The organism is Streptomyces aquilus (genome assembly GCF_003955715.1).
Classification (GTDB): Bacteria; Actinomycetota; Actinomycetes; order Streptomycetales; family Streptomycetaceae; genus Streptomyces; species Streptomyces aquilus.
This window is the reverse complement of the sequence record NZ_CP034463.1, coordinates 8,401,099-8,424,761: the sequence shown is the minus strand read 5'-3', so window position 1 is coordinate 8,424,761 and position 23,663 is coordinate 8,401,099. Positions and strand designations below refer to the sequence as shown.

The window sequence follows — 23,663 nt, the reverse complement described above, 5'->3', positions numbered from 1 at the left end:
CCCCGTCCGCCGCTTATGCCGCGTACCGCTCCCGTCCCCGGTGGGCCCGGATGATCTCCGCGTACCGGTGGCCTGAGCCCTTGATCGTGCGGGTCTGGGTGCGGTAGTCGACGTGGACCAGCCCGAACCGCTTGTCGTAGCCGTAGGCCCACTCGAAGTTGTCGAGCAGCGACCAGGCGAAATAGCCGGCCAGCGGGGCACCCTTGCGGGCGGCGGAGGCGCAGGCGGCGAGGTGCCGGGTCAGATAGTCCTGCCGCTCGGGGTCGTGGACGGTGCCGTCGGGGCGTACGACGTCCGGGTAGGCGGAGCCGTTCTCGGTGACGTACAGCTTGCGGGCGCCGTACTCGTCGGTGAGGCGCAGCAGCAGGGTCTCGATGCCGCTCGCGTCGATCTCCCAGTCCATGCCGGTGCGGGGTACGCCGTCACGGCGGACGGAACGGACGTACGGGGCCGGGCCGTTAGGGTCGTCGGCGACGGTCTGCGGGAAGTAGTAGTTCAGGCCGAGCCAGTCGAGCGGAGCGGCGATGGTCTCCAAGTCGCCTGGTTTCTCCGGGAGTTCGACGCCGTACACCTCTCGCATGTCCGCCGGGAAGCCGCGGCCGTGGACCGGGTCCAGCCACCAGCGGTTGGTGTGGCCGTCCATGCGGCGGGCGGCTCGCAGGTCCTGCGGGCGGCCGGTGGCCGGGTGGACGGTGGAGAGGTTGTTGACGATGCCGACCCGGGCGCCGGGGGCGGCCGCGCGGATGGCCTGTGCGGCGAGGCCGTGGCCGAGGAGCAGGTGGTACGAGGCCCGGACCGCCGCCGTGAGGTCGGTCCAGCCTGGGGCCATCGTCCCTTCCAGGTGGCCGATCCACGCCGAGCACAGGGGCTCGTTGAGGGTGGTCCAGTGGTGCACCCGGTCACCCAGGCGCTCGGCCACGACCGAGGCGTACGCGGCGAAGTGCTCGGCGGTCTCGCGCTCGGGCCAGCCGCCGCGGTCCTGGAGGGCCTGGGGCAGGTCCCAGTGGTAGAGGGTGACGGACGGGGTGATGCCGGCCGCGAGCAGACCGTCGATCAACTCGTCGTAGAACGCGAGGCCCTTGGGATTGACCGGGCCGTCGCCGCCGGGCACCACCCTCGGCCAGGCGACGGACAACCGGTAGGCGTTGGCGCCCAGTTGACGCATCAGGCCGATGTCCTCGCGCCAGCGGTGGTAGTGGTCGCAGGCGATGTCGCCGGTGTCGCCGTTCGCCACCTTGCCGGGGGTGTGCGAGAACGTGTCCCAGATCGACGGCGAACGGCCGTCCTCCGTCACGGCTCCCTCGATCTGGTAGGCGGCTGTGGCCGTGCCCCACAGGAAGTCGTCCGGGAGTGCGGCGAGATCGATGGTCACGAAAGTCCTTTCAGGAGTGGTCACTTGACGGTGTCCGAAGCGGTCACTTGACGGCGCCCGCCGTCAGCCCGGCGACGAGATAGCGCTGGAGGAGCAGGAAGCCGGCCACCACCGGGACGCTCACGACCAGCGAGGCGGCCATGATCTGGTTCCAGTACACGTCGTAGAGCGTGGAGTAGCCCTGGAGGCCGACGGCGAGGGTTCTGGTGGTGTCGTTGGTCATCACCGACGCGAACAGCACCTCGCCCCAGGCCGTCATGAACGCGTAGACGGTGACCGCGACGATGCCGGGGATGGCGGCCGGCACGACGACCCGGAAGAGCGCGCCGAGCGGCCCGCAGCCGTCCACGAGCGCCGCCTCGTCCAGGTCACGCGGCACCGAGTCGAAGTACCCGATGAGCATCCAGATCGAGAACGGCAGGGAGAAGGTGAGATACGTCAGGATCAGCCCGCCGCGCGAGCCGAACAGGGCGATGCCGGTGGCGTTGCCGATGTTGACGTAGATCAGGAACAGCGGGAGCAGGAAGAGGATGCCGGGGAACATCTGCGTCGACAGGACGGTGACCGTGAAGACGCGCTTGCCGCGGAAGTCGTAGCGGCTGACCGCGTACGCCGAGAACACGGCGATCACCACCGAGCAGACGGCCGCCGCGCTCGCCACGATCAGGGAGTTCACGAAGTACCGGGCGAGCGGGACCGTCGACCAGATGTCGACGTACGGCTGGAAGGTCAACTCACTCGGCATCCAGCGGAACTTGCCGGTCACGTCGGCGAGCGGCTTCAGCGAGCTGGAGATCATCACGTACACCGGCAGCAGCACGAAGCCCGCCAGCAGGGTGAGGAACACGCGCCGGGTCCACAGGAAGGACCGCGGCGGCGCCATGGGGGAACTAGGCACGCGACGCCCTCCGTCCGCGCGAGGTGACGGCGAGGTACACGCCCGTCACGAGGAGCAGGAACAGCAGCAGGAGCACGGACATGGCCGAGCCGGTGCCGAAGTTCCAGGTGACGAAGGAGGCTTGGTAGATGTGGACGGAGATGAGGTCCGCGGCCTCCGGGGCCGACTTGCCGAACAGCACGTACGGCGTGTTGAAGTCGTTGAACGTCCACAGGAACAGCACCAGGATCAGCACCTGGTTGACGGCGCCCAGCGACGGCAGGGTGATGCGGCGGATCTGCTGCCACATCCCGGCGCCGTCGAGGGCGGCGGCCTCGTACAACTCCCGTGGGATGTTCTGGAGTCCGGCCATGACGATGAGGAAGGCGAACGGCCAGCCCTTCCACACGGACACGACCAGCAGGGCGATGAAGCTGTTGTCGCCGATGAGCCAGAAGGACGGCTTGTCGGTGAGGCCGAGCTGGTCGTGCAGGACGTGGTTCACCAGGCCGTTGTCGTGCTGGAACATGAACACCCAGGTGATGACGGCCGCGTAGACCGGCAGGGCGTACGGCACCAGGAACAGGGCGCGCAGCAGGCCCCGGCCGCGGAAGGTGTCCTGCATGCAGATCGCGGCGGCCGTGCCGATCAGCCAGCACAGGCCGACCGAGGCGAGCGTGAAGCCGACCGTGACGAGGAAGGAGTGCAGCAGGGCCTCGCCGACCGGGGCGTCGAAGTCCACCGACATCCGGAAGTTGTCGAGGCCGGCCCAGGGCGCGGCGCCCCAGTCGCGGATGTAGAACTGGGTGAGTTCCTTGAAGCTCATCACGATGCCGATGACCATCGGCACGAGATGGACGAGGAGTTCGAGGATCAGGGCGGGCAGGAGGAGCAGATAGGGCAGTCCGACGCGGCGGATGCGGCCGGGGACGCGGCGGCGCGGTCCACGCGCCGCCTTGTCGCCCGACTCCCCCTTGCGCACCGGGAGTTCGACAGTGCTGGTCATCAGGGTCACGCCGCCGGCATCTGCGCCTGGGCCTTCTCCAGGGCCGCCTTCACCGACTCGGTGGTCACCGCGCGCCCGGCGGCCGCGTCGGCGAACAGGCCCTTGATGGCCGTGCCGACCGCCGTCTCGAACTGCGACTCGTCGGCGACCTGCGGGGCCGCGACCGCGCTGGTGGCGAGGGTGTTCTTCAGGACGCCGTTGGCGGGGGTGTTGAAGGCCGGGTCCGCCTGGGCGCCCTTCACCGGCGGGATGGAGCTGTAGGCGGTGTTGAGGATCTTCTGCTCGGCGTCGCTCGTCATGAACTTCACGAACTTCTTGGCGCCGTCGAGGTTGTCGGAGTTCTTGAAGACGGCCAGGTTGATGCCCATCACCATCGAGTTGACGCCGGTGCCGGTGCCGGGCGTGCCGGACTGCACGGGCACCGGGGCGATGCCGAAGGAGTCCTCGCTCATGCCCTGGGACTTGAGGTTCGCGGACGCCGACTGCCACAGCAGCATGGCCGTCTTGCCCTTGGCGAAGTCGCTGACCGACTGGTTCTGCGCGTACTCGGCGTTGCCCGGCGCGATGACCTTGTCCTTGGCCATCAGGTCGACGAACTCCTTGACGCCGGCGACCGCCCCGTCGTTGGTGAAGTCGGGCTTGCCGTCGGCGGTGAAGAAGTCGCCGCCGTGCTGCTTGGCGAAGACGACCGCGTGGTGGATGTTCTCGGAGGGGTTCGCGCCCTCGACACCGAGCGCCCACTTGCCGCCCTTGGTGAGCTTCTTGCCGTCCTCGACGAACTCGGCCCAGGTGGTGGGCGGTTGGGCGATGCCCGCGTCGGCGAACATCTTCTTGTTGTAGTAGAGGGCGTACGCCATCGAGTACAGCGGCACCGCGGCCGGGTCCTTGCCCTCGGCGCCGGTGGAGCCGAGCGCGGAGTCGACGAAGCGGTCCTTGCCGCCGATCGCCGCGAAGTTCTTCGCGTCCCACGGCAGCAGCGCGCCGGTGGCCTGGAGGGAGGCGCTCCAGGTGTTGCCGATGTTGAGGACGTCGGGGCCCTGGCCCGAGGTCGTCGCCGTGAGGATGCGGTTGAGGAGGTCCGACCAGGGCACGACCTCCACCTTCACCTCGATGCCGGTCTGCTTCTTGAACTTGTCGAGTTCCGGCTGGAGGACCTTCTTGTCGATCTCGACGCTCGCCCCCTGGTTGGAGGCCCAGTAGGTGAGCGTCTTGGGCGAGTCGTTGGACCCGCCCTCGGTCGACGAACCGCCTCCGCAGGCCGACGCGGCCAGGGCGAGAGACATGGTGACGGCGCCTACGGCCGCGGCTCGGATGCTGCGCATGGCTCCTGGTGTCCCTTCAGGGAATGCACTCACGGCTTAATTTAGGACGTGAGTTAAACGGCAGGCGTTCGGCGCGTCAAGGGGTTGAACAGCACTTGTTGAACTCGGCGACACCTCTTGACGTCCGCGTTTGAACCCTGAAGCATCCCTCGGCGAGAGAGCGCTCCCAACCCTTCCGTCGTTCACTTCCTGAACAAGGACTTCCCGAACAAGGAGCCGCCATGAGTCCGTCCCCGCTCAGCCGGAGAACCGTCCTGGGCGCCGCGGTCCCCACCGCCCTGGCCCTGTCCGCGACCCCGTCCTGGGGCCGCCCGAACGCCCTCCCCGGAGGCGGCGACCTCGGCCCGAACGTCCTGGTCTTCGACCCGAGCACCCCTGACATCCAGGCGAAGCTGGACGCGGTGTTCGCCCAGCAGGAGTCGGCCCAGTTCGGCACCGGCCGCTACGCGCTGCTCTTCAAGCCCGGCACCTACCACGGCCTCAACGCCCAACTCGGCTTCTACACCTCGATCGCGGGCCTCGGCCTCTCCCCCGACGACACGACCATCAACGGGGACGTGACGGTCGACGCGGGCTGGTTCGGCGGCAACGCCACGCAGAACTTCTGGCGTTCGGCGGAGAACCTGGCGCTGGTCCCGGCGAACGGCACCAACCGCTGGGCGGTCGCGCAGGCCGCCCCGTTCCGCCGGATGCACGTCCGCGGCGGCCTCAACCTCTCGCCCACCGGCTACGGTTGGGCCAGCGGCGGCTACATCGCCGACAGCCGCATCGACGGTCAGATCGGCCCGTACTCCCAGCAGCAGTGGTACACCAGGGACAGCGCGATCGGCAGCTGGCTCAACGGTGTCTGGAACATGGTGTTCTCGGGCGTCGAGGGCGCCCCCGCGCAGAGCTTCCCGAACCCGCCGTACACCACTCTCGACACCACACCCGTCTCCCGCGAGAAGCCCTTCCTGTACCTCAGCGGCAGCGAGTACCGGGTCTTCCTGCCGTCCCTGCGCACCAACGCACGCGGGGTGACCTGGGGCAACGGCACCCCTCGGGGCACCTCGCTGCCGCTGTCGCGGTTCTACGTCGCCAAGCCGGGCGTCTCGGCGGCGACGCTGAACCAGGCCCTCACCCAAGGGCTGCACCTGCTGCTGACGCCGGGGATCTACCACGTCGACCGGCCGATCCAGGTGAACCGCGCCAACACCGTGGTCCTGGGCCTGGGTTACGCGACCCTCGTGCCGGACAACGGCGTCACCGCGCTGAAGGTCGCCGACGTCGACGGTGTCCGGCTGGCCGGCTTCCTGGTCGACGCCGGCCCGGTCAACTCGGCGTCCCTGCTGGAGGTCGGCCCGAGCGGCGCCTGGCGGGACCACTCCGCCAACCCCACCACCGTGCAGGACGTGTTCCTCCGCATCGGCGGCGCGGGCCCCGGCAAGGCCACCACCTCCATGGTCGTCAACAACCGGCACACCATCGTCGACCACACCTGGGTGTGGCGCGCCGACCACGGCGAGGGCGTCGGCTGGGAGACCAACCGCGCGGACTACGGCGTGGTCGTCAACGGCTCCGACGTCCTCGCCACCGGCCTGTTCGTGGAGCACTTCAACAAGTACGACGTCCAGTGGTTCGGCGAACGCGGCCGCACGATCTTCTTCCAGAACGAGAAGGCGTACGACGCCCCGAACCAGGCCGCGATCCAGAACGGCGCGGTCAAGGGCTACGCGGCCTACCGGGTCGGCGAGGCCGTCACCACGCACGAGGGCTGGGGACTCGGCAGTTACTGCTACTACAACGTCGACCCCACGATCGTGCAGCACCACGGCTTCGCCGCCCCGAACCGGCCGGGAGTGCGCTTCCACGACCTGCTGGTCGTCTCGCTCGGGGGCAACGGCCAGTACGAGCACGTCATCAACGAGACGGGGGCGGCGACGTCGGGCACGTCGACCGTGCCGTCCACCGTGGTGTCGTACCCCTGACGGATCTTGACGACTCGTCAGGTGCGGGCGGCCACGACGGCCGCCCGCACCGCCGGGGCGGTCTCCCGCGCCCAGCGGCCGACGGCGCCGTCGACGGCGTGCCCCGCCCCCGGGGCACCCTTTCGGTTCGCGCCACGAACGTTGTTCGTTCGTGGCGCGAACCGGCAACGGGACCTGTGACCCAGGACCGCGGCCCCGGGACTACGCAGCCGTCACCCCGGACGGCGCCGGGGCGTACCCCGTCGGCCGGGCCGTGAACGTGCCGCGGCCCTGGGTCCGGCTGCGCAACCGGGTCGCGTAGCCGAAGAGTTCGGCGAGCGGCACGGTGGCCGTGACGACCGCCGAACCGGCGCGCGCGGCCGAACCCGTGACCCGACCGCGCCGGGCCGCGAGGTCGCCGAGCACTCCGCCGACCGCGGCGTCCGGCACGGTGACCGTGACCTCGGCGACGGGTTCGAGCAGCACCATGGCGCAGGCGCGCAGGGCGTCCCGGAGCCCGAACCGGCCCGCCGTGCGGAAGGCCGTGTCGGAGGAGTCCTTCACATGGGTCGCCCCGTCGGTGAGGGTGACGCGCAGCCCGGTCACCGGGTGACCACCGAGCGGCCCTTCGGCCAGGGCGTCGCGGCAGCCGGCCTCGACCGCCCGGACGTACTCCTGCGGCACCCGCCCGCCGACGACGGCCGAGCGGAACTCGAACCCGGCGTCCACGGGCAGCGGCTCCACATCGAGGACGACATGCGCGAACTGCCCCGCGCCACCGTCCTGTTTGACGTGCCGGAAGACGAACCCGGACACCCCGCGCCCGACGGTCTCCCGGAGCGCCACCCGCGGCCGCCCGGCGTTGACGTCCAGCCCCTGGTCACGCCGCACCTTCTCCAGTGCGACCTCCAGATGCAGTTCGCCCATGCCGGACAGCACGGTCTGCCCGGTCTCCGGGTCGGTGCGCACGACCAGCGACGGGTCCTCCTCGGCCAGCCGGGCGAGCGCCTGGGCCAGCCGGTCGGTGTCGGTGGACCGCACTGCCTCGACCGCCACGGACACGACGGGTTCGGCGGCACCGGGCGGTTCGAGGACGAGCGGGGCGTCCGGCGCGCACAGCGTCGACCCGGCGCGGACCGCCTTCAGCCCGACGACGGCCACGATGTCCCCGGCGACCGCCCGCTCCACCTGGGCGTGCCGGTCGGCCTGCACCCGCAGGATGCGCCCGATGCGCTCGGTGCGCCGTACGCCGGAGTCCCACACCGTGTCTCCCTTCTCGATCGTTCCGGAGTAGACCCGCAGGTAGGTGAGGCGCCCGGTCGGGGTGGCGTTCACCTTGAACACCAGCCCCGCGAACGGCGCCGCCGGGTCGGCGGGCCGCTCCTGCCCGTCGCCCTCGCCGGTGCCGCGCACGGCGGGCACGTCGAGCGGCGACGGCAGATAGGCCACGAGCGCGTCGAGCAGCGGTTCGACACCACGGTTGCGGTAGGCCGAACCGCACAGGACCACGACCCCGTCGCCGGAGTGCGTGAGGTCCCGCAACGCCTCGCCGAGCGTCCGCGCGTCGAGCGCCGACCGGGCACAGAACTCCTCCAGCGCGCCGGCGTGCAGTTCGGCCACCGCTTCCTCCAGCACCCGACGCCGCCGCGCCGCTTCCTCGGCGAGCGCCTCCGGGATCTCCTGTACGACCATGTCGTCGCCGTCGGCCCAGGTCAGCGCCCGCATGCCGACCAGGTCGACGACCCCGCGGAAGCCGTCCTCCGCGCCGATGGGCAGCTGCACCACGAGGGGCGCCGGGTGCAGCCGCTCCCGGATGGAGGCGACGGCGGCGTCGAGGTCGGCGCCCGCGCGGTCCATCTTGTTGACGAACGCGATCCGCGGAACGCCGTACCGGTCGGCCTGCCGCCAGACGGACTCGCTCTGCGGTTCCACGCCCGCGACGGCGTCGAACACCGCGACCGCGCCGTCGAGCACCCGCAGGGAGCGCTCCACCTCGTCGGCGAAGTCGACGTGCCCCGGGGTGTCGATCAGGTTGATGCGATGACCGTCCCAGGCGCAGCTGATCGCCGCCGCGAAGATCGTGATGCCGCGGTCGCGCTCCTGCGGATCGAAGTCGGTGACGGTCGTGCCGTCATGGACCTCACCGCGCCGGTGCGTGGTGCCGGTGGCGAACAGGATCCGCTCGGTGACGGTGGTCTTGCCGGCGTCGACGTGGGCGAGGATGCCCAGGTTACGGACGGTGGTGAGAGGGTTGCTGCGAGTACGCACGGCCCATGGCCTTTCGAGGTGTTCCGTGACAAAAGGGCAGCGCAATTCCCGTACGAAACACTCGTTTTGACGATGCGTCAGGAGTTCGTGACGGGCATCCGGCACCGGCCGCGCAGCGGGCGCCGGGCGGCCGGAGACACGAGGATCACCTCGTAGCGGGTACGGGAAGCGACGACAGCGGTGCGGTCACACACGGCCGGGCTCCCCTCGTTCGTCACGGATCTTGAGGTGAGTGTAGGGAGGGGGCGGGTGGGTCGGCACATGATTATTCGACGGCCGCGCACGCCACGGAAAACAGCTGTGCGGGTCGAGGAGATCCTCGACCCGCACAGCTGTGGTTACTCTCTGTGTCCGAGGGGGGACTTGAACCCCCACGCCCGATAAAGGGCACTAGCACCTCAAGCTAGCGCGTCTGCCATTCCGCCACCCGGACTAGGTGTCTGCCGCCTGGCCGGGGGTGTTCCCCGCGGCGACATGGACAACAATACCAAGCTTTCGGAGCGCCTTTCACCTGCATATCCGTCCGCTGGGCAGCCGTCCCCCGCCACCTGCGGAAGGCCGCTCGGGGCCGCACCGTGCGCGACCGGGCGGTTACCGTCGGCGCGGCCGGTTCCCTCGCTCGTGGTACATCTTCCGGGTCTGCTCGGTGTGGGTCCGCATGGCCTCGATCGCCCGCTGTTCGTCGCGGTCCGCGATCGCGGCGATCAGTTCGCGGTGCTCGGTCCAGGACTGCTGTCCGCGCTGCCGCGCGACCGGCGTGTAGTACCAGCGGACCCGCCGGTCGACCTGGGCGGCCAGCTCCGCCAGGACGTCGTTGCCCGCGAGCTCCATGATCTTCGCGTGCAGCCGGGCGTTCATCGCGACCGCGCCGTCCACGTCGTCGGTCGCGACGGCCCGCTCACCCTCGGCGCACAGTTCCTCGAGGGCGGCGATGGCCGTGCTGTCGGCGTTGGCCGCGGCGAGCCGGGCCGCCTCGGCCTCCAGGAGGGTGCGGACGGTGAGGAGCTGGTCGGCCTCCTCCTCTGTCGGTTCGTGCACGAACGCGCCCTGCGCCGGGCGCAGATCCACCCATCCCTCGGTGCTGAGCCGTTGCAGCGCCTCGCGCACCGGCTGACGCGAGACACCCAGATGCCCGGCGAGCTCGCTCTCCACCAGGTGCTGGCCGGGCTGGAGAGCGCGGGTGGTGATGAGTTCGAGGAGCGCCTCGTACACACGGTCGCGCAGCGGGCCGGGACGTTCGAGCTTGGGTACCGCACCCTGTGGCAGGCCAGTCGTCGACAACATCACGGCCCCTCCTCGTCAGCGTCGTCGCTGCGTGCAGGAGGCAATTATGAATTGGCTTTCGCCTACAGTCTACGGCGCACAAACGGGCCGGAGTCTTGCTGGCGCCAATCTCATCCTGTAGACAATATTTCGTCGACACGGTTCGTCGGCGGCGGGACCCTGAGTGGCGGGGAGCGCCCCCTGCGCCGCAAGGGTCCCGCCTCACCCATGCCAGTGACACAGCCCCTGCTCGGAGGCGACATGGAAGATCTGCATCCCGAGGTGGTCCTGGGAATGGCCGCCCAGGCGCCCGACGGCATCGTGATCATCGACGGCGACGGACTCATCCGGTACTGGAACCAAGGCGCGGAGCGTATCTTCGGGTTCTCGGCGGCCGACGTGGACGGGCGAAGTCTGGACGTCATCATCCCGGAGAAGCACCGCAAGCGGCACTGGGACGGCTTCCAGGGGGCCATGGACCGCGGCACCAGCAAGTACGGAGAGGCCGATCTGCTGAACGTGCCCGCGCTGGCCGCGGACGGGCGCAGGATCTCCATCGAGTTCAGCGTGGTCATGCTCCCGGCCGCCGACGGTGACATGTACTGCGGTGCGGTCATCCGGGATGTGACCGCGCGGCGCGAGCGGGAGCGGGAGTTGATGCGACGGCGTGCCGAGGCCGCCGTCTGAACTCCCTGAACGCACAGGTGAGTGGGGGCCGTTGCCTTTCAGGCAACGGCCCCCACTCACCTGTCCCTGCCTACACGATGACGCCGGTCTCCTTCAGGCGGCCGATGGTCTCCTCGTCGTAGCCGAGTTCGACCAGCACCTCGGAGCTGTGCTCGCCGAGCAGCGGGGCGCCGGTGATGTCGGGCTTGAAGGAGGAGAACTTCACCGGGCTGCCCACGGTGAGATAGGTGCCGCGTTCCTTCTGCTCGACCTCGACGACCGTGCCGCTCTTGCGCAGGTCCTCGTCGTAGGCGATCTCCTTCATGCTCATCACGGGGGCGCAGGGCACCTCCCACTCGCGCAGGATGTTCACCGCCTCGTACTTGGTCTTGTCGGCGAGCCACTTCTCGATCTCCGCGAAGATCTCGAAGATGTGCGACTGCCGGGCGCGCGCGGTGGCGTACTCGGGGTCCTCGGCCCACTCGGGGTGGCCGATCACCTCGGCCGTCCGCTTCCAGTTCTGCTCCTGGACGGTGAAGTAGATGTACGCGTTCGGGTCGGTCTCCCAGCCCTTGCACTTGAGCACCCAGCCGGGCTGGCCGCCGCCGCCCGCGTTGCCGCCGCGCGGGACGACGTCGGTGAACTCGCCGTTGGGGTACTGGGGGTACTCCTCCAGGTAGCCGACCCGCTCCAGGCGCTGCTGGTCGCGCAGCTTGACGCGGCAGAGGTTGAGGACGGCGTCCTGCATGGAGACGGAGACCTTCTGGCCCCTGCCGGTCTTGTTCCGGTCGATGATCGCGGTGAGGATGCCGATCGCCAGGTGCATCCCGGTGTTGGTGTCGCCGAGGGCGGCGCCGGAGATGGTCGGCGGGCCGTCCCAGAAGCCGGTGGTGGAGGCGGCACCGCCGGCGCACTGGGCGACGTTCTCGTAGACCTTGAGGTCGTTCCAGGACGACTGGTCGTTGAAGCCCTTCACCGAGCCGAAGATGAGGCGCGGGTTCAGCTCCTGGATGCGCTCCCAGGTGAAGCCCATGCGGTCCAGGGCGCCGGGCGCGAAGTTCTCCACCAGGACGTCGGCGTCTTTGATGAGCTTCTCCAGCACCTCCTTGCCCTCGGGGGTCTTGGTGTTGATGGCGAGGGAGCGCTTGTTGCTGTTGAGCATCGTGAAGTAGAGCGCGTCGAGGTCCTCGATGTCCCTGAGCTGACGGCGCGTCACGTCGCCGCCGTTGGGGCGCTCCACCTTCAGGACGTCGGCGCCGAACCAGGCGAGCATCTGCGTGCAGGCGGGACCGGCCTGGACCCCGGTGAAGTCGATCACCTTGATTCCGGCGAGCGGCTTTTCACTCATGTCTGCTTCCTTTTCGTGAAGTTGCGGGGGCTGGGCTGGGCGGTCACTTCTTGGCCGGCGTGATGTTGCCGACGGTGATGCCCTTGGGGTTGAGGTGCGAGATGTGGCCGCTCTCGGTGCCGGCCGAGGGGTCGATGACGCAGTCGATCAGCGCCGGGCCGCCGGAGGCGAGGGCCTCGGTGAGGGCGGCGGTGACCTCGGCGGGGGTGGTGGCGCGGTAGCCCTTGCCGCCGAACGCCTCGATGAGGAGGTCGTGGCGGGCCGCCGACATGAGCGTGGTGGGCGCGGGGGCGTCGTCGTACGGGTTGGTGTCGTCGCCGCGGTAGACGCCGCCGTTGTTCATGATCACGGTGACGACCGGGAGCCGGTAGCGGCAGATCGTCTCGATCTCGATGCCGCTGAACCCGAAGGCGCTGTCGCCCTCGACGGCCACGACCGGCTGTCCGCTCTCGACGGCGGCGGCGATGGCGTACCCCATGCCGATGCCCATGACGCCCCAGGTGCCGCTGTCGAGGCGGTGGCGCGGTACGTGCATGTCGATGACGTTGCGCGCGATGTCCAGGGCGTTGGCGCCCTCGTTGACGAGGTACGTCTCCGGGCGCGCGTGGATGACGTCGCGTACGGCCTTCAGGGCGCCCATGAACTGCATGGGGTGCGGGTCGGCCGCCAGCCGCTGGGCCATCTTGGCGACGTTCTGCGCGGAGCGCGCCCCGAGTTCGTCGCGCCAGGCCGAAGGGGCCTGGATCTGGCCGGGCTTGGTGCGTTCGGCGAGCGCGTCGAGCACCGACTCGATGTCGCCGACGAGCGGCGCGGCGATGGGCTGGTTGCTGTCCATCTCCTTGGGGTCGATGTCGATCTGGACGAACTTGGCGTCCGGGTTCCAGCCCGCCTGGCCATGGCCGAGGAGCCAGTTGAGGCGGGCGCCGATCAGCATGACGACGTCGGCCTTCTTCAGGGCCAGGGAGCGGGCGGTGGCCGCGGACTGCGGGTGGTCGTCGGGCAGCAGGCCCTTCGCCATCGACATCGGTACGTACGGGATGCCGGTGGACTCGATGAACTCCCGTACCTTGTCGTCCGCTTGGGCGTACGCGGCGCCCTTGCCCAGCACGATCAGTGGGCGCTCGGCGGAGGCCAGCAGCTCGATCGCGCGGTCCACGGCGTCGGGGGCGGGGAGTTGACGCGGCGCGGGGTCGACGAGGCGGCTCAGGGTCCGGTCGCCGTCCGCCTTGGGCATGATGGCGCCGAGCACCGCGGCGGGGATGTCGAGATAGACACCGCCGGGGCGCCCGGAGATCGCGGTGCGCAGGGCGCGGGCGATACCGCGGCCGATGTCCTCGACGCGGCTGACGCGGTACGCGGCTTTGACGAACGGCTGGGCGGCGGCCAGCTGGTCCATCTCCTCGTAGTCGCCCTGCTTGAGGTCGACGAGGTGGCGCTCGCTGGAGCCGGAGATCTGCACCATGGGGAAGCAGTTGGTGGTCGCGTTCGCCAGCGCGACGAGGCCGTTGAGGAAGCCCGGTGCCGACACCGTGAGGGCCACGCCCGGCTTCTTGGTGAGGTAGCCGGCGGCGGCGGCCGCGTGTCCGGCGTTGCTCTCGTGCCGGAAGCCGATGTAGCGGATGCCCTGGGCCTGAGCGAGGCGGGCGAGGTCGGTGATGGGGATGCCGACGACCCCGTAGATGGTGTCGACGTCGTTCATCTTGAGCGCGTCGACGACCAGGTGGTACCCGTCGGTCAGCTGCTCGGTCGGCACGTCGGCTGCTGCCGCGGTCTCCTGTGTCGAGGGGGCGGTCATGGTCCGGGGTCCTCCTTGGGCAGGTCCTGCCGGTGCGGCTACTCCTCTCACCATCCGCAGCGCGTTCGCCCACGTCCAAGACCCATCGGCGACCAGCCGATAAGCAACTTCTATCGAGGGCCGGCACGGGCCCTCACAGCTCCCTTGATAGGCGCCCGTTATCGGCCGGTCGGCAGTGCGTATTGGACGGCCGCCGAAGGTCGCCGCAGGCTCGCAGAGGACTGTTCCATCGGACCTGGCTAGGGGGTGGGGTCATGGCCGCTGTGGTCGCGGCAGCCGTGCGCGACGCGGATCGGTACCGGCCTCCGACGCTGACGGGCCTGGTCGATCTCCTCGACCGGCAGGCCCGGGAACGTCCGTACGCCCGTGCTCTGGTCGTCGGCGGTGAGCGGGTCCACCTGTCCTACCGCGCCCTCGCCGCCCTGGCCGACGACGTGGCCGCCCGGCTCGGCGGGGCCGGGCTGCGACGCGGTGACGCGGTCGGGGTGCTGTCCGCCAACACGGCCGAGTTCGTCGTGGCGTTGTTCGGGGCGGCTCGGGCCGGGCTGGTGGTCGCGCCGTTGGACCCGGCGCTTCCGATGGCCCAACTCTCGGCCCGGGTAAGTGCTTTGGGCGCCCGGGGCGTTCTGGTGGGGCCGCCCGTCGCGGACACCCGACTGCCGGTGCAGGCGTGGCCCTTGCGCGTCGGCGTCTCCCGGGCGGGCACGGCCTCGGTCACCCTCGACGTCGGCCCCGCGGCCCATCTGCCGCGAGCCGCCGCCGAGTTGTCGGGCGACGACGCCCTCGTGATGTTCACCGCCGGGACCAGCGCGCGGGCGAAGATGGTCCCGCTGACCCATACGAACGTCACGGCGTCCGTACGGAACATCTGCGCCACTTACGAGTTGGGCCCCCGGGACGCGACGGTCGCGGTGATGCCGTTCTTCCACGGACACGGGCTGTTCGCGGCACTGCTGGCCTCGCTGGCGAGCGGCGGCTGTGTGCTGCTGCCCGAGCGGGGGCGGTTCTCCGCGACGACGTTCTGGGACGACATGCGGGCAGTGGCCGCCACGTGGTTCACGGCGGTCCCGGCCCTGCACGAGATCCTGCTGGACCGGTCGGAGCAGGAGTACCCGGGGCCGCAGGCGCCACCGCTGAAGTTCGTCCGCAGTTGCAGCGCTCCGCTCAACACGGCCACCCAGCGGGCGTTGGAGCGCACGTTCGGCGCACCCCTGCTGTCCGCGTACGGGATGACCGAGTCCTCGCACCAGGCGACCAGTGAACCCCTGCCGGGGCGGGGGGAGTTGAAGCAGGGCTCGGTCGGCCGGCCGACCGGTGTCGAGGTCCGGGTCGTCGGACCCGGTGGGATTCCCTGCCCCGTGGGTGTGGAGGGCGAGGTGTGGGTGCAGGGGCCCACGGTCGCCCGCGGGTATCTCGGCGACGCGGACGAGACGTCGTACACCTTCGTCGACGGCTGGCTGCGCACCGGTGACCTGGGCCTGCTGGACGCGGACGGGTATCTGTCGCTGACCGGGCGGATCACGAACCTCATCAACCGCGGTGGCGAGAAGATCGCGCCCGAGCATGTGGAGGACATCCTCGCCGGCTGCCCGGGGGTGGCGGAGGCGGCCGTGTTCGCCGTACCGGACGCGACGTACGGGCAGCGGGTCGGGGCCGCCGTGGTGGTGCGCGACGGTGAGGGCGTGGACGCGGCGGAGATCCTGCGGTACTGCCGGGACCGGCTCGCCGCGTTCGAGGTGCCCGACCGGCTCGAAGTGGTCGACGCGCTGCCGTACACCGCCAAGGGAGGGCTCGACCGGAAGGCCGTACAGGCCCGGTACGCGCCGTGAGCGTCAGGGGACGGCGCGCACGAGGTGGTCGGCGGGCAGCGGGCGGGCGAAGACGTCGTCCAGGGACAGGCCCGTCGCCGCGTTGACGAAGGCGCGGGCGGCGACCGAGCCGGGGGTTCCGGCATGGATCGCCACCGAGACCTGGGCGCCGGCCTCCGGATCGACCAGGGGCACCGCCCGGGTGCGGCCGACGACCGGCATCGCGCGCAGCCAGGTGTGCGGGACGATGCTCGCCCAACCGCCGCCGCCCACATGCGCGTAGAGGGAGGCGATCGAGTCCGTCTCGATCTGCGGGGTCACCACGAACCCCTTCTCGGCGAAGACGGTGTCGACGATCTGCCGGATGCGCATGTCGGGTGTCAGCAGGGCGAGCGGCAGTTGGGCCGCGTCCGCCCAGGTGACGGTGGCGGACTGGGTGACCGGCTGGTCGTCCGACACCAGCAGCATGTACCGCTCCTGGTACAGGGGGACGACCTGGAGGCCCTCCTGGTCGCCGGGGTCGAAGTGGGCGATCGCCACGTCGAGTTCGAAGTCGCGGAGCTGGCGGTGGAGTTCCTTGGTCGACAGCCGGGAGCGCACCTGCACCTTGGCCAGCGGGTGGGCGGCGCAGAACGCGGCGACGGGCAGGGCCAGGGTCGTCGAGGCCGTGGGGTCGGTGCCGAGCCGCAGGGTGCCGGTGATGCCGGACTGGACCGCGGCCACCTCGGCCTTGAAGGCGTCCTGTTCGGCGAGGATCCGTTTGGCCCAGACGACGAGCCGCTCGCCTTCCGGGGTGAGGCCCTGGTAGGTGTGGCCGCGGTTGATGAGGGTGACGTTCAACTCCCGTTCCAGCTTGGCGATCGCCGCCGACAGCGCCGGCTGCGACACGAAGCAGGATTCGGCCGCCCGGGCGAAATGACGCTCCCGCGCCACCGCCACGAAGTACTCAAGCTGCCGGAACAGCATGAACGACTCCTCTCTCGCCGGGCAGGCCGGGGCTGTAGACGGCCGACGCAGATACTGTATGCAGTATCCGTTCGACGTGTACACCCCCGGGCACGCCGGAGACGCGGCCGCGACACCGCCTCAGCGCAGGAGCTTCACCGCGGCGACCACCAGGGGGTCGAGGCCGTCCGCGCCGGCGTCGACGTACGCGTCCAGCCGGGCGCGCATCCGCGGGTCCCAGAACCGGCCGATGTGCCCCGCGATCTCCTCCGCCGCCCGCTCCTGGGGCAGATGCCCGAGGTTCCTGGCGATGTCGTTCGCCATCCGTTGCTCGGACGGCACGGTCGCGGTCATCTCAGCTCCCCGCCGTCGCCAGGCCGACCTGCACGGCGGTGACCTTGTACTCCGGGCAGTTGGTGGCCCAGTCGGAGTTCTCGGTGGTCACGACGTTCGCGCCGGTCACCGGGTGGTGGAAGGTCGTGTAGACGACCCCGGTCGGCATCCGGTCGGAGATCTCCGCGCGCAGGGTGGTCTCACCGACCCGACTGGCCAGGGTGACCATGTCACCGTTCTTGATGCCCCGGTCCTCCGCGTCATGCGGATGCAGTTCCAGGATGTCCTCGGGGTGCCAGGCGACATTGCCGGTACGGCGGGTCTGCGCGCCGACGTTGTACTGGCTGAGGATGCGGCCGGTCGTCAGGACCAACGGGAAGCGCCTGGTGCTGCGTTCGTTGGTGGGGACGTACGACGTGACCACGAACCTGCCCTTGCCGCGCACGAATTCGTCCACGTGCATGATGGGCGTGCCCTCCGGGGCCTCCTCGTTGCAGGGCCACTGCACGCTGCCGAGCTTGTCGAGCAGCTCGAAGGAGACGCCGGTGAAGGTGGGGGTGACGGCGGCGATCTCGTCCATGATCTGACCCGGGTGGTCGTACGCCATCGGGTAGCCCATGGCGGTGGCGATCTCGCTCACGATCTGCCACTCGTGCTTGCCGGTCTTGGGCTTCATCACCGCGCGGACGCGGTTGATGCGGCGCTCCGCGTTGGTGAAGGTGCCGTCCTTCTCCAGGAAGGAGGCGCCGGGCAGGAAGACGTGCGCGAACTTGGCGGTCTCGTTGAGGAACAGGTCCTGGACGACGACCAGTTCCATGGCTTCGAGGGCGGCGGTGACGTGCTTCAGGTTGGGGTCGGACTGGGCGATGTCCTCGCCGTGCACGAACAGGCCGCGGAAGGAGCCGTCGATGGCCGCGTCGAACATGTTGGGGATGCGAAGTCCCGGCTCGGCGAGGAGGGTTCCGCCCCAGAGGTTCTCGAAGACGGTGCGTACCGCGTCGTCCGAGACGTGGCGGTAGCCGGGGAGTTCGTGCGGGAAGGAGCCCATGTCGCAGGAGCCCTGGACGTTGTTCTGGCCGCGCAGCGGGTTCACGCCGACACCGTCACGGCCGATGTTGCCGCACGCCATCGCGAGGTTGGCCATCCCCATGACCATGGTCGAGCCCTGGCTGTGCTCGGTGACGCCGAGGCCGTAGTAGATGGCGCCGTTGGGCGCGGTCGCGTACAGCCGTGCGGCGGCGCGGAGTTCGGCGGCGGGTACGCCGGTGATCTCCTCGACCGACTCCGGGCTGTTCTCGGGGCGGGCGACGAACTCCGCCCAGTCGTCGAAGCCTTCGCAGCGCGCGGTCACGAAGTCCCGGTCGACCAGGTTCTCGGTGACGACGACGTGGGCCATGGCGTTGACCACGGCCACGTTGGTGCTGGGCCGCAGCTGGAGGTGGTGCTCGGCCTCGATGTGCGGCGAGCGGACCAGGTCGATGCGGCGCGGGTCGACCACGATGAGCTTCGCGCCCTCGCGCAGCCGGCGCTTCATCCGGGAGGCGAACACCGGGTGCCCGTCCGTGGGGTTGGCGCCGATGACCATGATGACGTCGGCCTGCGCGACCGAGCGGAAGTCCTGGGTGCCCGCCGACTCGCCGAAGGTCTGCTTGAGGCCGTAGCCCGTCGGGGAGTGGCAGACGCGGGCGCAGGTGTCGACGTTGTTGTTGCCGAAGGCCGCGCGGACCATCTTCTGGACGACGTACACCTCCTCGTTGGTGCAGCGGGAGGAGGTGATGGCGCCGACCGCGCCCGAGCCGTGCCGGTCCTGGATCTCGCGCATCCGGCGGGCGACCGTGCCGATCGCCTCGTCCCACTCGACCTCGCGCCACGGGTCGGTGATCCGGTCGCGGACCATCGGCTTGAGCACGCGGTCGGGGTGGGTGGCGTAGCCGAAGGCGAAGCGGCCCTTCACACAGGAGTGGCCCTCGTTGGCGCCGCCGTCCTTGTACGGGACCATGCGCACGAGTTCGTCGCCGCGCAGCTCGGCCTTGAAGGAGCAGCCGACGCCGCAGTAGGCGCAGGTGGTGACAACCGACCTGGTGGGCATGCCGAGTTCGACGACCGAGCGCTCCTGGAGCGTGGAGGTCGGACAGGCCTGGACGCAGGCGCCGCAGGACACGCACTCGGAGTCCATGAAGGACTCCCCCGCGCCCGGTGAGACCTTGCTGTCGAAGCCGCGGCCCTCGATGGTGAGCGCGAACGTGCCCTGGACCTCCCCGCAGGCGCGCACGCAGCGGGAGCAGGCGATGCACTTGGACGGGTCGAAGTCGAAGTAGGGGTTGGAGGTGTCCTTCTCGGCGTCGAGGTGGTTGGCGCCCTCGTAGCCGTAGCGGACCTGCCGGAGGCCCACCACGCCTGCCATGTCCTGGAGTTCGCAGTCGCCGTTGGCGGGGCAGGTCAGGCAGTCCAGGGGATGGTCGGAGATGTAGAGCTCCATGACGCCCTGGCGGAGCTTCTCCACCTTCGGTGTCTGGGTGCTCACCTTCATGCCGTCGGCGCAGGGGGTGGTGCAGGAGGCCGGGGTGCCGCGGCGGCCGTCGATCTCGACCACGCACAGGCGGCAGGAGCCGAAGGCGTCCAGGCTGTCGGTGGCGCACAACTTGGGTATGTCGACGCCGGCTTCCGCCGCGGCGCGCATCACCGAGGTGCCCTCGGGGACGGTCACCGGCAGGCCGTCGATCTCGACGGAGACCGTGGCCGGGCCCGGTCGCTCCGGTGTTCCGAAGTCGGGTTCCTTGAGGAGCGTCATACCGAGCCCTCCGTCCTCGTGTTCACGGGGTGGATGTCCAGGAGCCTGCGCCCGCCGAGGAAGTCGTCGGGGAAGTGGGCGAGGGCACTGCGCACGGGCATCGGGGTCAATCCGCCCATCGCGCACAGCGAGCCGTCGGTCATCAGGTCGCAGAGGTCTTCGAGCAGGGCGAGGTTCTCGTCGCGGTGCGTACCGGCGACGATCTTGTCGATCACCTCGACGCCGCGTACGGCCCCCACCCGGCAGGGGGTGCACTTGCCGCAGGACTCCTCCGCGCAGAACTCCATGGCGAAGCGGGCCTGCGCCGCCATGTCCACGGTGTCGTCGAAGACGACGACGCCGCCGTGCCCGAGCATCGCGCCGGCCTCGGCGAACGCCTCATAGTCCATGGGCAGATCGAACTGCGACTCCGGCAGGTACGCGCCGAGCGGCCCGCCGACCTGAACCGTCCGCACGGGGCGTCCGGTGCGGGTGCCGCCGCCGTACTCCTCGATCAGCTCGCGCAGGGTGATGCCGAACGCGGTCTCCACGATGCCGCCGCGGGCGATGTTGCCGCCCAACTGGAAGACCTGGGTGCCGCGGGAGCGGCCGACGCCGAGGTCCTGGTAGGCCTTCGGGCCGTCGGCGAGGACGACCGGGACGGTGGTGAGCGTCAGGACGTTGTTCACCACGGTCGGCTTGCCGAACAGCCCCTCGATCGCCGGGATCGGCGGTTTCGCCCGGACCATGCCACGCTTGCCCTCCAGGCTCTCCAGCATGGAGGTCTCCTCACCGCAGATGTACGCGCCGGCGCCGACCCGGACGTGCAGGTCGAAGTCGAGCGGCGAGCCGAGGATGCCCTGGCCCAACCAGCCCTGCTGGCGGGCGAGTTCGATGGCCTCGCGCATCGTGGCGATGGCGTCCGGGTACTCCGAGCGGATGTAGACGTAGCCCTCGCTCGCGCCGACCGCGTGTGCCGCGATGGTCATGCCCTCGATGAGCAGGAACGGGTCGCCCTCCATGACCATCCGGTCGGCGAAGGTCCCGCTGTCGCCCTCATCCGCGTTGCAGCACACGAACTTCAGCTCGTCGGCGCAGTCCAGCACCGTCTTCCACTTGATGCCGGCCGGGAATCCGGCGCCGCCTCGGCCGCGCAACCCCGACTCGGTGACGGCGGCGACGACGTCGGCGGGGGCCATGTCGAGGGCGGCGCGGAGTCCCTTGAGGCCGCCGTGCTCGACGTAGTCCTGCGGGGAGAGCGGGTCGGTGACGCCGACTCTGGCGAAGGTGACCCTCGTCTGCCGCGCCAGCCAGGGGAGTTCGTCGACGAGGCCGAGCCGCAGCGGGTGCTCCGCGCCGTCGAGCAGGCCGGCGGCGAGAAGTCCGTCGACGTCCTCGGGGGCCACGGGGCCGTAGCCGACGCGGCCCTGTGGGGTGACCACCTCGATCATCGGCTCCAGCCAGAGCATGCCGCGCGACCCGTTGCGTACGACCTCGATCGCGAAGTCCCCGCGGGTGGCGGCGTGTTGGAGGGCGGCGGCCACCTCGTCGGCGCCGACGGAGCGGGCCGCCGAGTCGCGGGGGACGTAGACCGTCGCGGCGGAGTGGGCAGCGTTGTTCATGATCACACCGTCCCGTCGAGGATCGCGCCCAGGCGGGTCGGCCCCACTCGTCCGTACAGCCGTCCGTTCGCCTCCACGGACGGTCCCAGCGCACAGTTGCCCAGACAGAAGACCTGTTCGACGGTGACGGAGCCGTCGGCCGCGGTCTCCCCCAGAGGCAGTCCGGCTTCGCGCGTGTAGCTCACCAGGCGGTCAGCGCCCAGGGCCTGGCAGGCCTCGGCGCGGCAGATGCGCACCACGGTGCGGCCCGCCGGTTCGCGGCGGAAGTCGTGGTAGAAGGTCACCACTCCGTGGACGTCCGCCCGGGAGAGGTTCAGTTCGTCGGCCAGCACCGGGACCGCCTCCTGCGGCACATGGCCCAACTCGGCCTGTACGGCGTGCAGTACGGGGAGCAGCGCACCGCGCTGTCCCCGGTGGTCGGCCACCACCCTCCGGACCACGCTCTCGACCGTCATGTCACTCCCGCTGGTCGTCATGATCGCTTCGCCTTCCGTGACACGGGTCCCCGGCGAGGGCTGCGGAGACTGAGACAATACCTCATACAGGCTTCTGTATACAGACGACAGTCGCAGTGAGCCGGCAGAGCACCGCCCCTCGGAGACCGGGCGGGTCCCCCATCCACAGGTCACGCCATGTTGCATACCAAAACCTGTATTCTGAGGCCACCGTCGGCCCTCCCCGGCGGCCGATCCTCTCGGCGGCAGAACAGGACAACCATGCGCGAGGCACTCACAGCCGCTGCGACCCGGCGCGTCACCCGCCCGGCCCCCCTGCGCCAGGCCGTGTACGACGCCCTGACCGAGCTGATCGTCAACGGCTCCCTCAAGCCCGGCCAGCATCTGGTCGAGGCCGAACTCGCCGAGCACCTCGGGGTCAGCCGCCAGCCGGTCCGCGAGGCCCTCCAGCGGCTCCAGACCGCCGGCTGGGTCGACCTGCGGCCCGCCCAGGGCGCCTTCGTGCACTCCCCCACCGAGGAGGAGGCCGCCCAACTCCTCGGTGTCCGCGCGGTCCTGGAGACCTACTCGGCGCAACTCGCCGCGCAGAACGCCAAGCCCGAGGACGTCGAGCGCCTCTGGGAGCTCCACCAGGACGGCGTCGACGCGCTCGCCGAGGGTGACGTCGAGCGGCTGGTCGCCGCCAACACGGCCCTGCACTCCTTCCTCACCTCCGTCGCCGCCAACGACGTACTGGCGGAGATGCTCGGGCAGGTGGGCCAGAAGGTGCGCTGGTACTACACCCCCATCGCCAAGCCCCGCGGCAAGGAGGCCTGGAACGAGCACGCACAGCTCATCAAGGCCGTCGCCAAGGGAGACGCGGACCGGGCGGGCGAGGTGATGCGCAGGCACGCCGAGCGCACGGCCGACTTCTACCGCAGGCAGTTCGCCGCCAAGGCCGGTCGGGACTGACACAACTCGCCTCCTCCCCCGAGGAGTTCAGGACGGCGCCAAGGACGCGGCCGGTCGGGAGGTGGTGACACCGACGGCCTGCGGAGCCTGAACTCCGGCGCTCACGGCGGCCCGTAGCTCGCGCAGCCACGGCAGGACCGTACGCCGCAGGATGTCGAGCCCGGCACCGTCCGCGCCGAGCATCGCGTCGGCGGGGACGAGGACCGGGTCGGCGAACACCGTGGACGTCCCGCTCCCGCACGGACCCGCACCTCCCGGCCGGGCCGGCACGAACAGGTCCGGGGCGTGCGCCGGAACCCCCCACAGCGTGAGCCCGTCGAGCGCGGCGAGCGGGCGGGAGGACCACACATAACTGTCGGCCTCCCCTGCCGCCACCACCCGCTGCTTACGGGCCCGCAGCGCGACGACGTCACCGGAGCGGACGGCACGGGAGTGCGGCGCGAGGAGGCCGTCCTCCCCGAGCGCCTCCGTCTCCGCGAGGGCGAGGCTGCTCAGATGACGGCCCGCCGCGATCTCCGTGCGCACCCAGGAGCCGCCGTACGCCTCGATGACGGCGACCGCCGCGTAGTGCGACTGGAGGACGGCCCCCGTGGCCGGGCAGACGCGTGCGGTACGGGCCACCACGTCCGCGGCCTCCGGCAACCCCTGTCCCCCACCGCCGTACGCGGTGGAGACGGTGAGCCCCAGCAGCCCGGCGCGCCCGAGGGCCGTCACCGCACCGCGGGGGAACCGGCCCCGCACACCGGTCAGTTCGGCGGCGGGGGCGACGACACTGGTCAGGATTTCTGAGAGAGCGGTGCGGTACGACACGGGGCGACCCCCTCGGAAGTGGCCGTTGGGCCACTGTGGACTACTGTCGAGCGATGACTGCATACAGTATTCTGTATCCGTACTCCGACGCCAGAGGTCGGGACGG

18 protein-coding genes and 1 tRNA gene are annotated in these 23,663 nt (G+C 70.4%); 4 read left to right on the top strand and 15 right to left on the bottom strand.

Annotated features, from left to right (window positions below; all coding sequences use genetic code 11):
* Positions 1–13: 13 nt before the first annotated feature.
* From EJC51_RS38580 to EJC51_RS38565, 4 genes are read right to left on the bottom strand one after another with little or no spacing between them, the layout of a single operon-like run.
* Complete coding sequence (locus EJC51_RS38580; protein ID WP_126275308.1) at positions 14–1,372, bottom strand: GH1 family beta-glucosidase; 1,359 nt, start codon at positions 1,370–1,372, stop codon at positions 14–16.
* 43 nt (positions 1,373–1,415) lie between these two features.
* Complete coding sequence (locus EJC51_RS38575) at positions 1,416–2,255, bottom strand: carbohydrate ABC transporter permease (protein ID WP_126277299.1); 840 nt, start codon at positions 2,253–2,255, stop codon at positions 1,416–1,418.
* A gap of 7 nt (positions 2,256–2,262) precedes the next feature.
* The gene (locus EJC51_RS38570) at positions 2,263–3,255 is read right to left on the bottom strand and encodes a carbohydrate ABC transporter permease (RefSeq protein WP_126275307.1); all 993 of its coding nucleotides are present in this window, start codon (positions 3,253–3,255) and stop codon (positions 2,263–2,265) included.
* Positions 3,256–3,260: 5 nt separating this feature from the next.
* Complete coding sequence (locus EJC51_RS38565; protein ID WP_126275306.1) at positions 3,261–4,577, bottom strand: ABC transporter substrate-binding protein; 1,317 nt, start codon at positions 4,575–4,577, stop codon at positions 3,261–3,263.
* A gap of 221 nt (positions 4,578–4,798) precedes the next feature.
* On the opposite strand from EJC51_RS38565, the gene EJC51_RS38560 reads away from it, so the two are divergent.
* Entirely contained in the window at positions 4,799–6,544 is a 1,746-nt protein-coding gene (locus EJC51_RS38560; protein WP_126275305.1) for a coagulation factor 5/8 type domain-containing protein, read from the top strand.
* A gap of 201 nt (positions 6,545–6,745) precedes the next feature.
* Here EJC51_RS38560 and fusA read toward each other — a convergent pair whose 3' ends face one another.
* The 3 genes from fusA to EJC51_RS38545 all read right to left on the bottom strand — a co-directional run bounded on the left by fusA (position 6,746) and on the right by EJC51_RS38545 (position 10,075).
* Positions 6,746–8,791, bottom strand: coding sequence for an elongation factor G (fusA, locus tag EJC51_RS38555; RefSeq protein ID WP_126275304.1), 2,046 nt, complete (start codon positions 8,789–8,791; stop codon positions 6,746–6,748).
* A gap of 348 nt (positions 8,792–9,139) precedes the next feature.
* Positions 9,140–9,224: transfer RNA gene (locus tag EJC51_RS38550), tRNA-Leu, on the bottom strand.
* Between the two features lie 158 nt (positions 9,225–9,382).
* Entirely contained in the window at positions 9,383–10,075 is a 693-nt protein-coding gene (locus tag EJC51_RS38545; RefSeq protein ID WP_126275303.1) for a GntR family transcriptional regulator, read from the bottom strand.
* A gap of 240 nt (positions 10,076–10,315) precedes the next feature.
* Between EJC51_RS38545 and EJC51_RS38540 the strand changes: the two genes are divergently transcribed.
* Positions 10,316–10,741: a PAS domain S-box protein gene (locus tag EJC51_RS38540; protein WP_126275302.1), complete on the top strand. Its 426-nt coding sequence runs from the start codon at positions 10,316–10,318 to the stop codon at positions 10,739–10,741.
* A 70-nt stretch (positions 10,742–10,811) separates the two neighbouring features.
* On the opposite strand, the gene frc is transcribed toward EJC51_RS38540, so the two are convergent.
* Both frc and oxc read right to left on the bottom strand, forming a co-directional pair.
* On the bottom strand, positions 10,812–12,068 hold the full coding sequence (gene frc, locus EJC51_RS38535) for a formyl-CoA transferase (protein ID WP_126275301.1): 1,257 nt from the start codon (positions 12,066–12,068) through the stop codon (positions 10,812–10,814).
* A gap of 43 nt (positions 12,069–12,111) precedes the next feature.
* Entirely contained in the window at positions 12,112–13,863 is a 1,752-nt protein-coding gene (oxc, locus tag EJC51_RS38530; RefSeq protein ID WP_126275300.1) for an oxalyl-CoA decarboxylase, read from the bottom strand.
* Positions 13,864–14,117: 254 nt separating this feature from the next.
* On the opposite strand from oxc, the gene EJC51_RS38525 reads away from it, so the two are divergent.
* The gene (locus tag EJC51_RS38525) at positions 14,118–15,692 is read left to right on the top strand and encodes a FadD7 family fatty acid--CoA ligase (protein ID WP_126275299.1); all 1,575 of its coding nucleotides are present in this window, start codon (positions 14,118–14,120) and stop codon (positions 15,690–15,692) included.
* Positions 15,693–15,695: 3 nt separating this feature from the next.
* On the opposite strand, the gene EJC51_RS38520 is transcribed toward EJC51_RS38525, so the two are convergent.
* From EJC51_RS38520 to EJC51_RS38500, 5 genes are all read right to left on the bottom strand, one after another.
* Positions 15,696–16,637, bottom strand: a complete 942-nt coding sequence (locus tag EJC51_RS38520) for a LysR family transcriptional regulator (protein WP_126275298.1) — start codon at positions 16,635–16,637, stop codon at positions 15,696–15,698.
* A 120-nt stretch (positions 16,638–16,757) separates the two neighbouring features.
* Positions 16,758–16,970: a formate dehydrogenase subunit delta gene (locus EJC51_RS38515; protein ID WP_244363043.1), complete on the bottom strand. Its 213-nt coding sequence runs from the start codon at positions 16,968–16,970 to the stop codon at positions 16,758–16,760.
* Position 16,971: 1 nt separating this feature from the next.
* The gene (fdhF, locus tag EJC51_RS38510; RefSeq protein WP_126275297.1) at positions 16,972–19,740 is read right to left on the bottom strand and encodes a formate dehydrogenase subunit alpha; all 2,769 of its coding nucleotides are present in this window, start codon (positions 19,738–19,740) and stop codon (positions 16,972–16,974) included.
* Positions 19,737–21,341, bottom strand: a complete 1,605-nt coding sequence (locus EJC51_RS38505) for a formate dehydrogenase beta subunit (RefSeq protein ID WP_126275296.1) — start codon at positions 21,339–21,341, stop codon at positions 19,737–19,739. Before EJC51_RS38505 ends, fdhF begins: the two co-directional genes overlap by 4 nt.
* 2 nt (positions 21,342–21,343) lie before the next feature.
* Positions 21,344–21,817, bottom strand: coding sequence for a formate dehydrogenase subunit gamma (locus EJC51_RS38500; RefSeq protein WP_126275295.1), 474 nt, complete (start codon positions 21,815–21,817; stop codon positions 21,344–21,346).
* 240 nt (positions 21,818–22,057) lie between these two features.
* On the opposite strand from EJC51_RS38500, the gene EJC51_RS38495 reads away from it, so the two are divergent.
* Positions 22,058–22,747: a GntR family transcriptional regulator gene (locus EJC51_RS38495; RefSeq protein WP_126275294.1), complete on the top strand. Its 690-nt coding sequence runs from the start codon at positions 22,058–22,060 to the stop codon at positions 22,745–22,747.
* Positions 22,748–22,774: 27 nt separating this feature from the next.
* Here the strand turns inward: EJC51_RS38495 and EJC51_RS38490 are convergent, their stop codons facing one another.
* On the bottom strand, positions 22,775–23,557 hold the full coding sequence (locus EJC51_RS38490) for an acyl-CoA dehydrogenase family protein (RefSeq protein ID WP_126275293.1): 783 nt from the start codon (positions 23,555–23,557) through the stop codon (positions 22,775–22,777).
* Positions 23,558–23,663: the final 106 nt, after the last annotated feature.

Bases quoted from the DNA above. Each gene is read 5' to 3' on its own strand.
- EJC51_RS38515 (WP_244363043.1), bottom strand. From the start codon at position 16,970: ATGACCGCGACCGTGCCGTCCGAGCAACGGATGGCGAACGACATCGCC.
- EJC51_RS38540 (WP_126275302.1), top strand. From the start codon at position 10,316: ATGGAAGATCTGCATCCCGAGGTGGTCCTGGGAATGGCCGCCCAGGCG.
- EJC51_RS38565 (WP_126275306.1), bottom strand. From the start codon at position 4,577: ATGCGCAGCATCCGAGCCGCGGCCGTAGGCGCCGTCACCATGTCTCTC.
- frc (WP_126275301.1), bottom strand. From the start codon at position 12,068: ATGAGTGAAAAGCCGCTCGCCGGAATCAAGGTGATCGACTTCACCGGG.
- EJC51_RS38545 (WP_126275303.1), bottom strand. From the start codon at position 10,075: ATGTTGTCGACGACTGGCCTGCCACAGGGTGCGGTACCCAAGCTCGAA.
- EJC51_RS38570 (WP_126275307.1), bottom strand. From the start codon at position 3,255: ATGACCAGCACTGTCGAACTCCCGGTGCGCAAGGGGGAGTCGGGCGAC.
- fdhF (WP_126275297.1), bottom strand. From the start codon at position 19,740: ATGACGCTCCTCAAGGAACCCGACTTCGGAACACCGGAGCGACCGGGC.
- oxc (WP_126275300.1), bottom strand. From the start codon at position 13,863: ATGACCGCCCCCTCGACACAGGAGACCGCGGCAGCAGCCGACGTGCCG.
- EJC51_RS38500 (WP_126275295.1), bottom strand. From the start codon at position 21,817: ATGACGACCAGCGGGAGTGACATGACGGTCGAGAGCGTGGTCCGGAGG.
- EJC51_RS38525 (WP_126275299.1), top strand. From the start codon at position 14,118: ATGGCCGCTGTGGTCGCGGCAGCCGTGCGCGACGCGGATCGGTACCGG.
- EJC51_RS38505 (WP_126275296.1), bottom strand. From the start codon at position 21,341: ATGAACAACGCTGCCCACTCCGCCGCGACGGTCTACGTCCCCCGCGAC.
- EJC51_RS38575 (WP_126277299.1), bottom strand. From the start codon at position 2,255: ATGGCGCCGCCGCGGTCCTTCCTGTGGACCCGGCGCGTGTTCCTCACC.
- EJC51_RS38520 (WP_126275298.1), bottom strand. From the start codon at position 16,637: ATGCTGTTCCGGCAGCTTGAGTACTTCGTGGCGGTGGCGCGGGAGCGT.
- EJC51_RS38560 (WP_126275305.1), top strand. From the start codon at position 4,799: ATGAGTCCGTCCCCGCTCAGCCGGAGAACCGTCCTGGGCGCCGCGGTC.
- EJC51_RS38495 (WP_126275294.1), top strand. From the start codon at position 22,058: ATGCGCGAGGCACTCACAGCCGCTGCGACCCGGCGCGTCACCCGCCCG.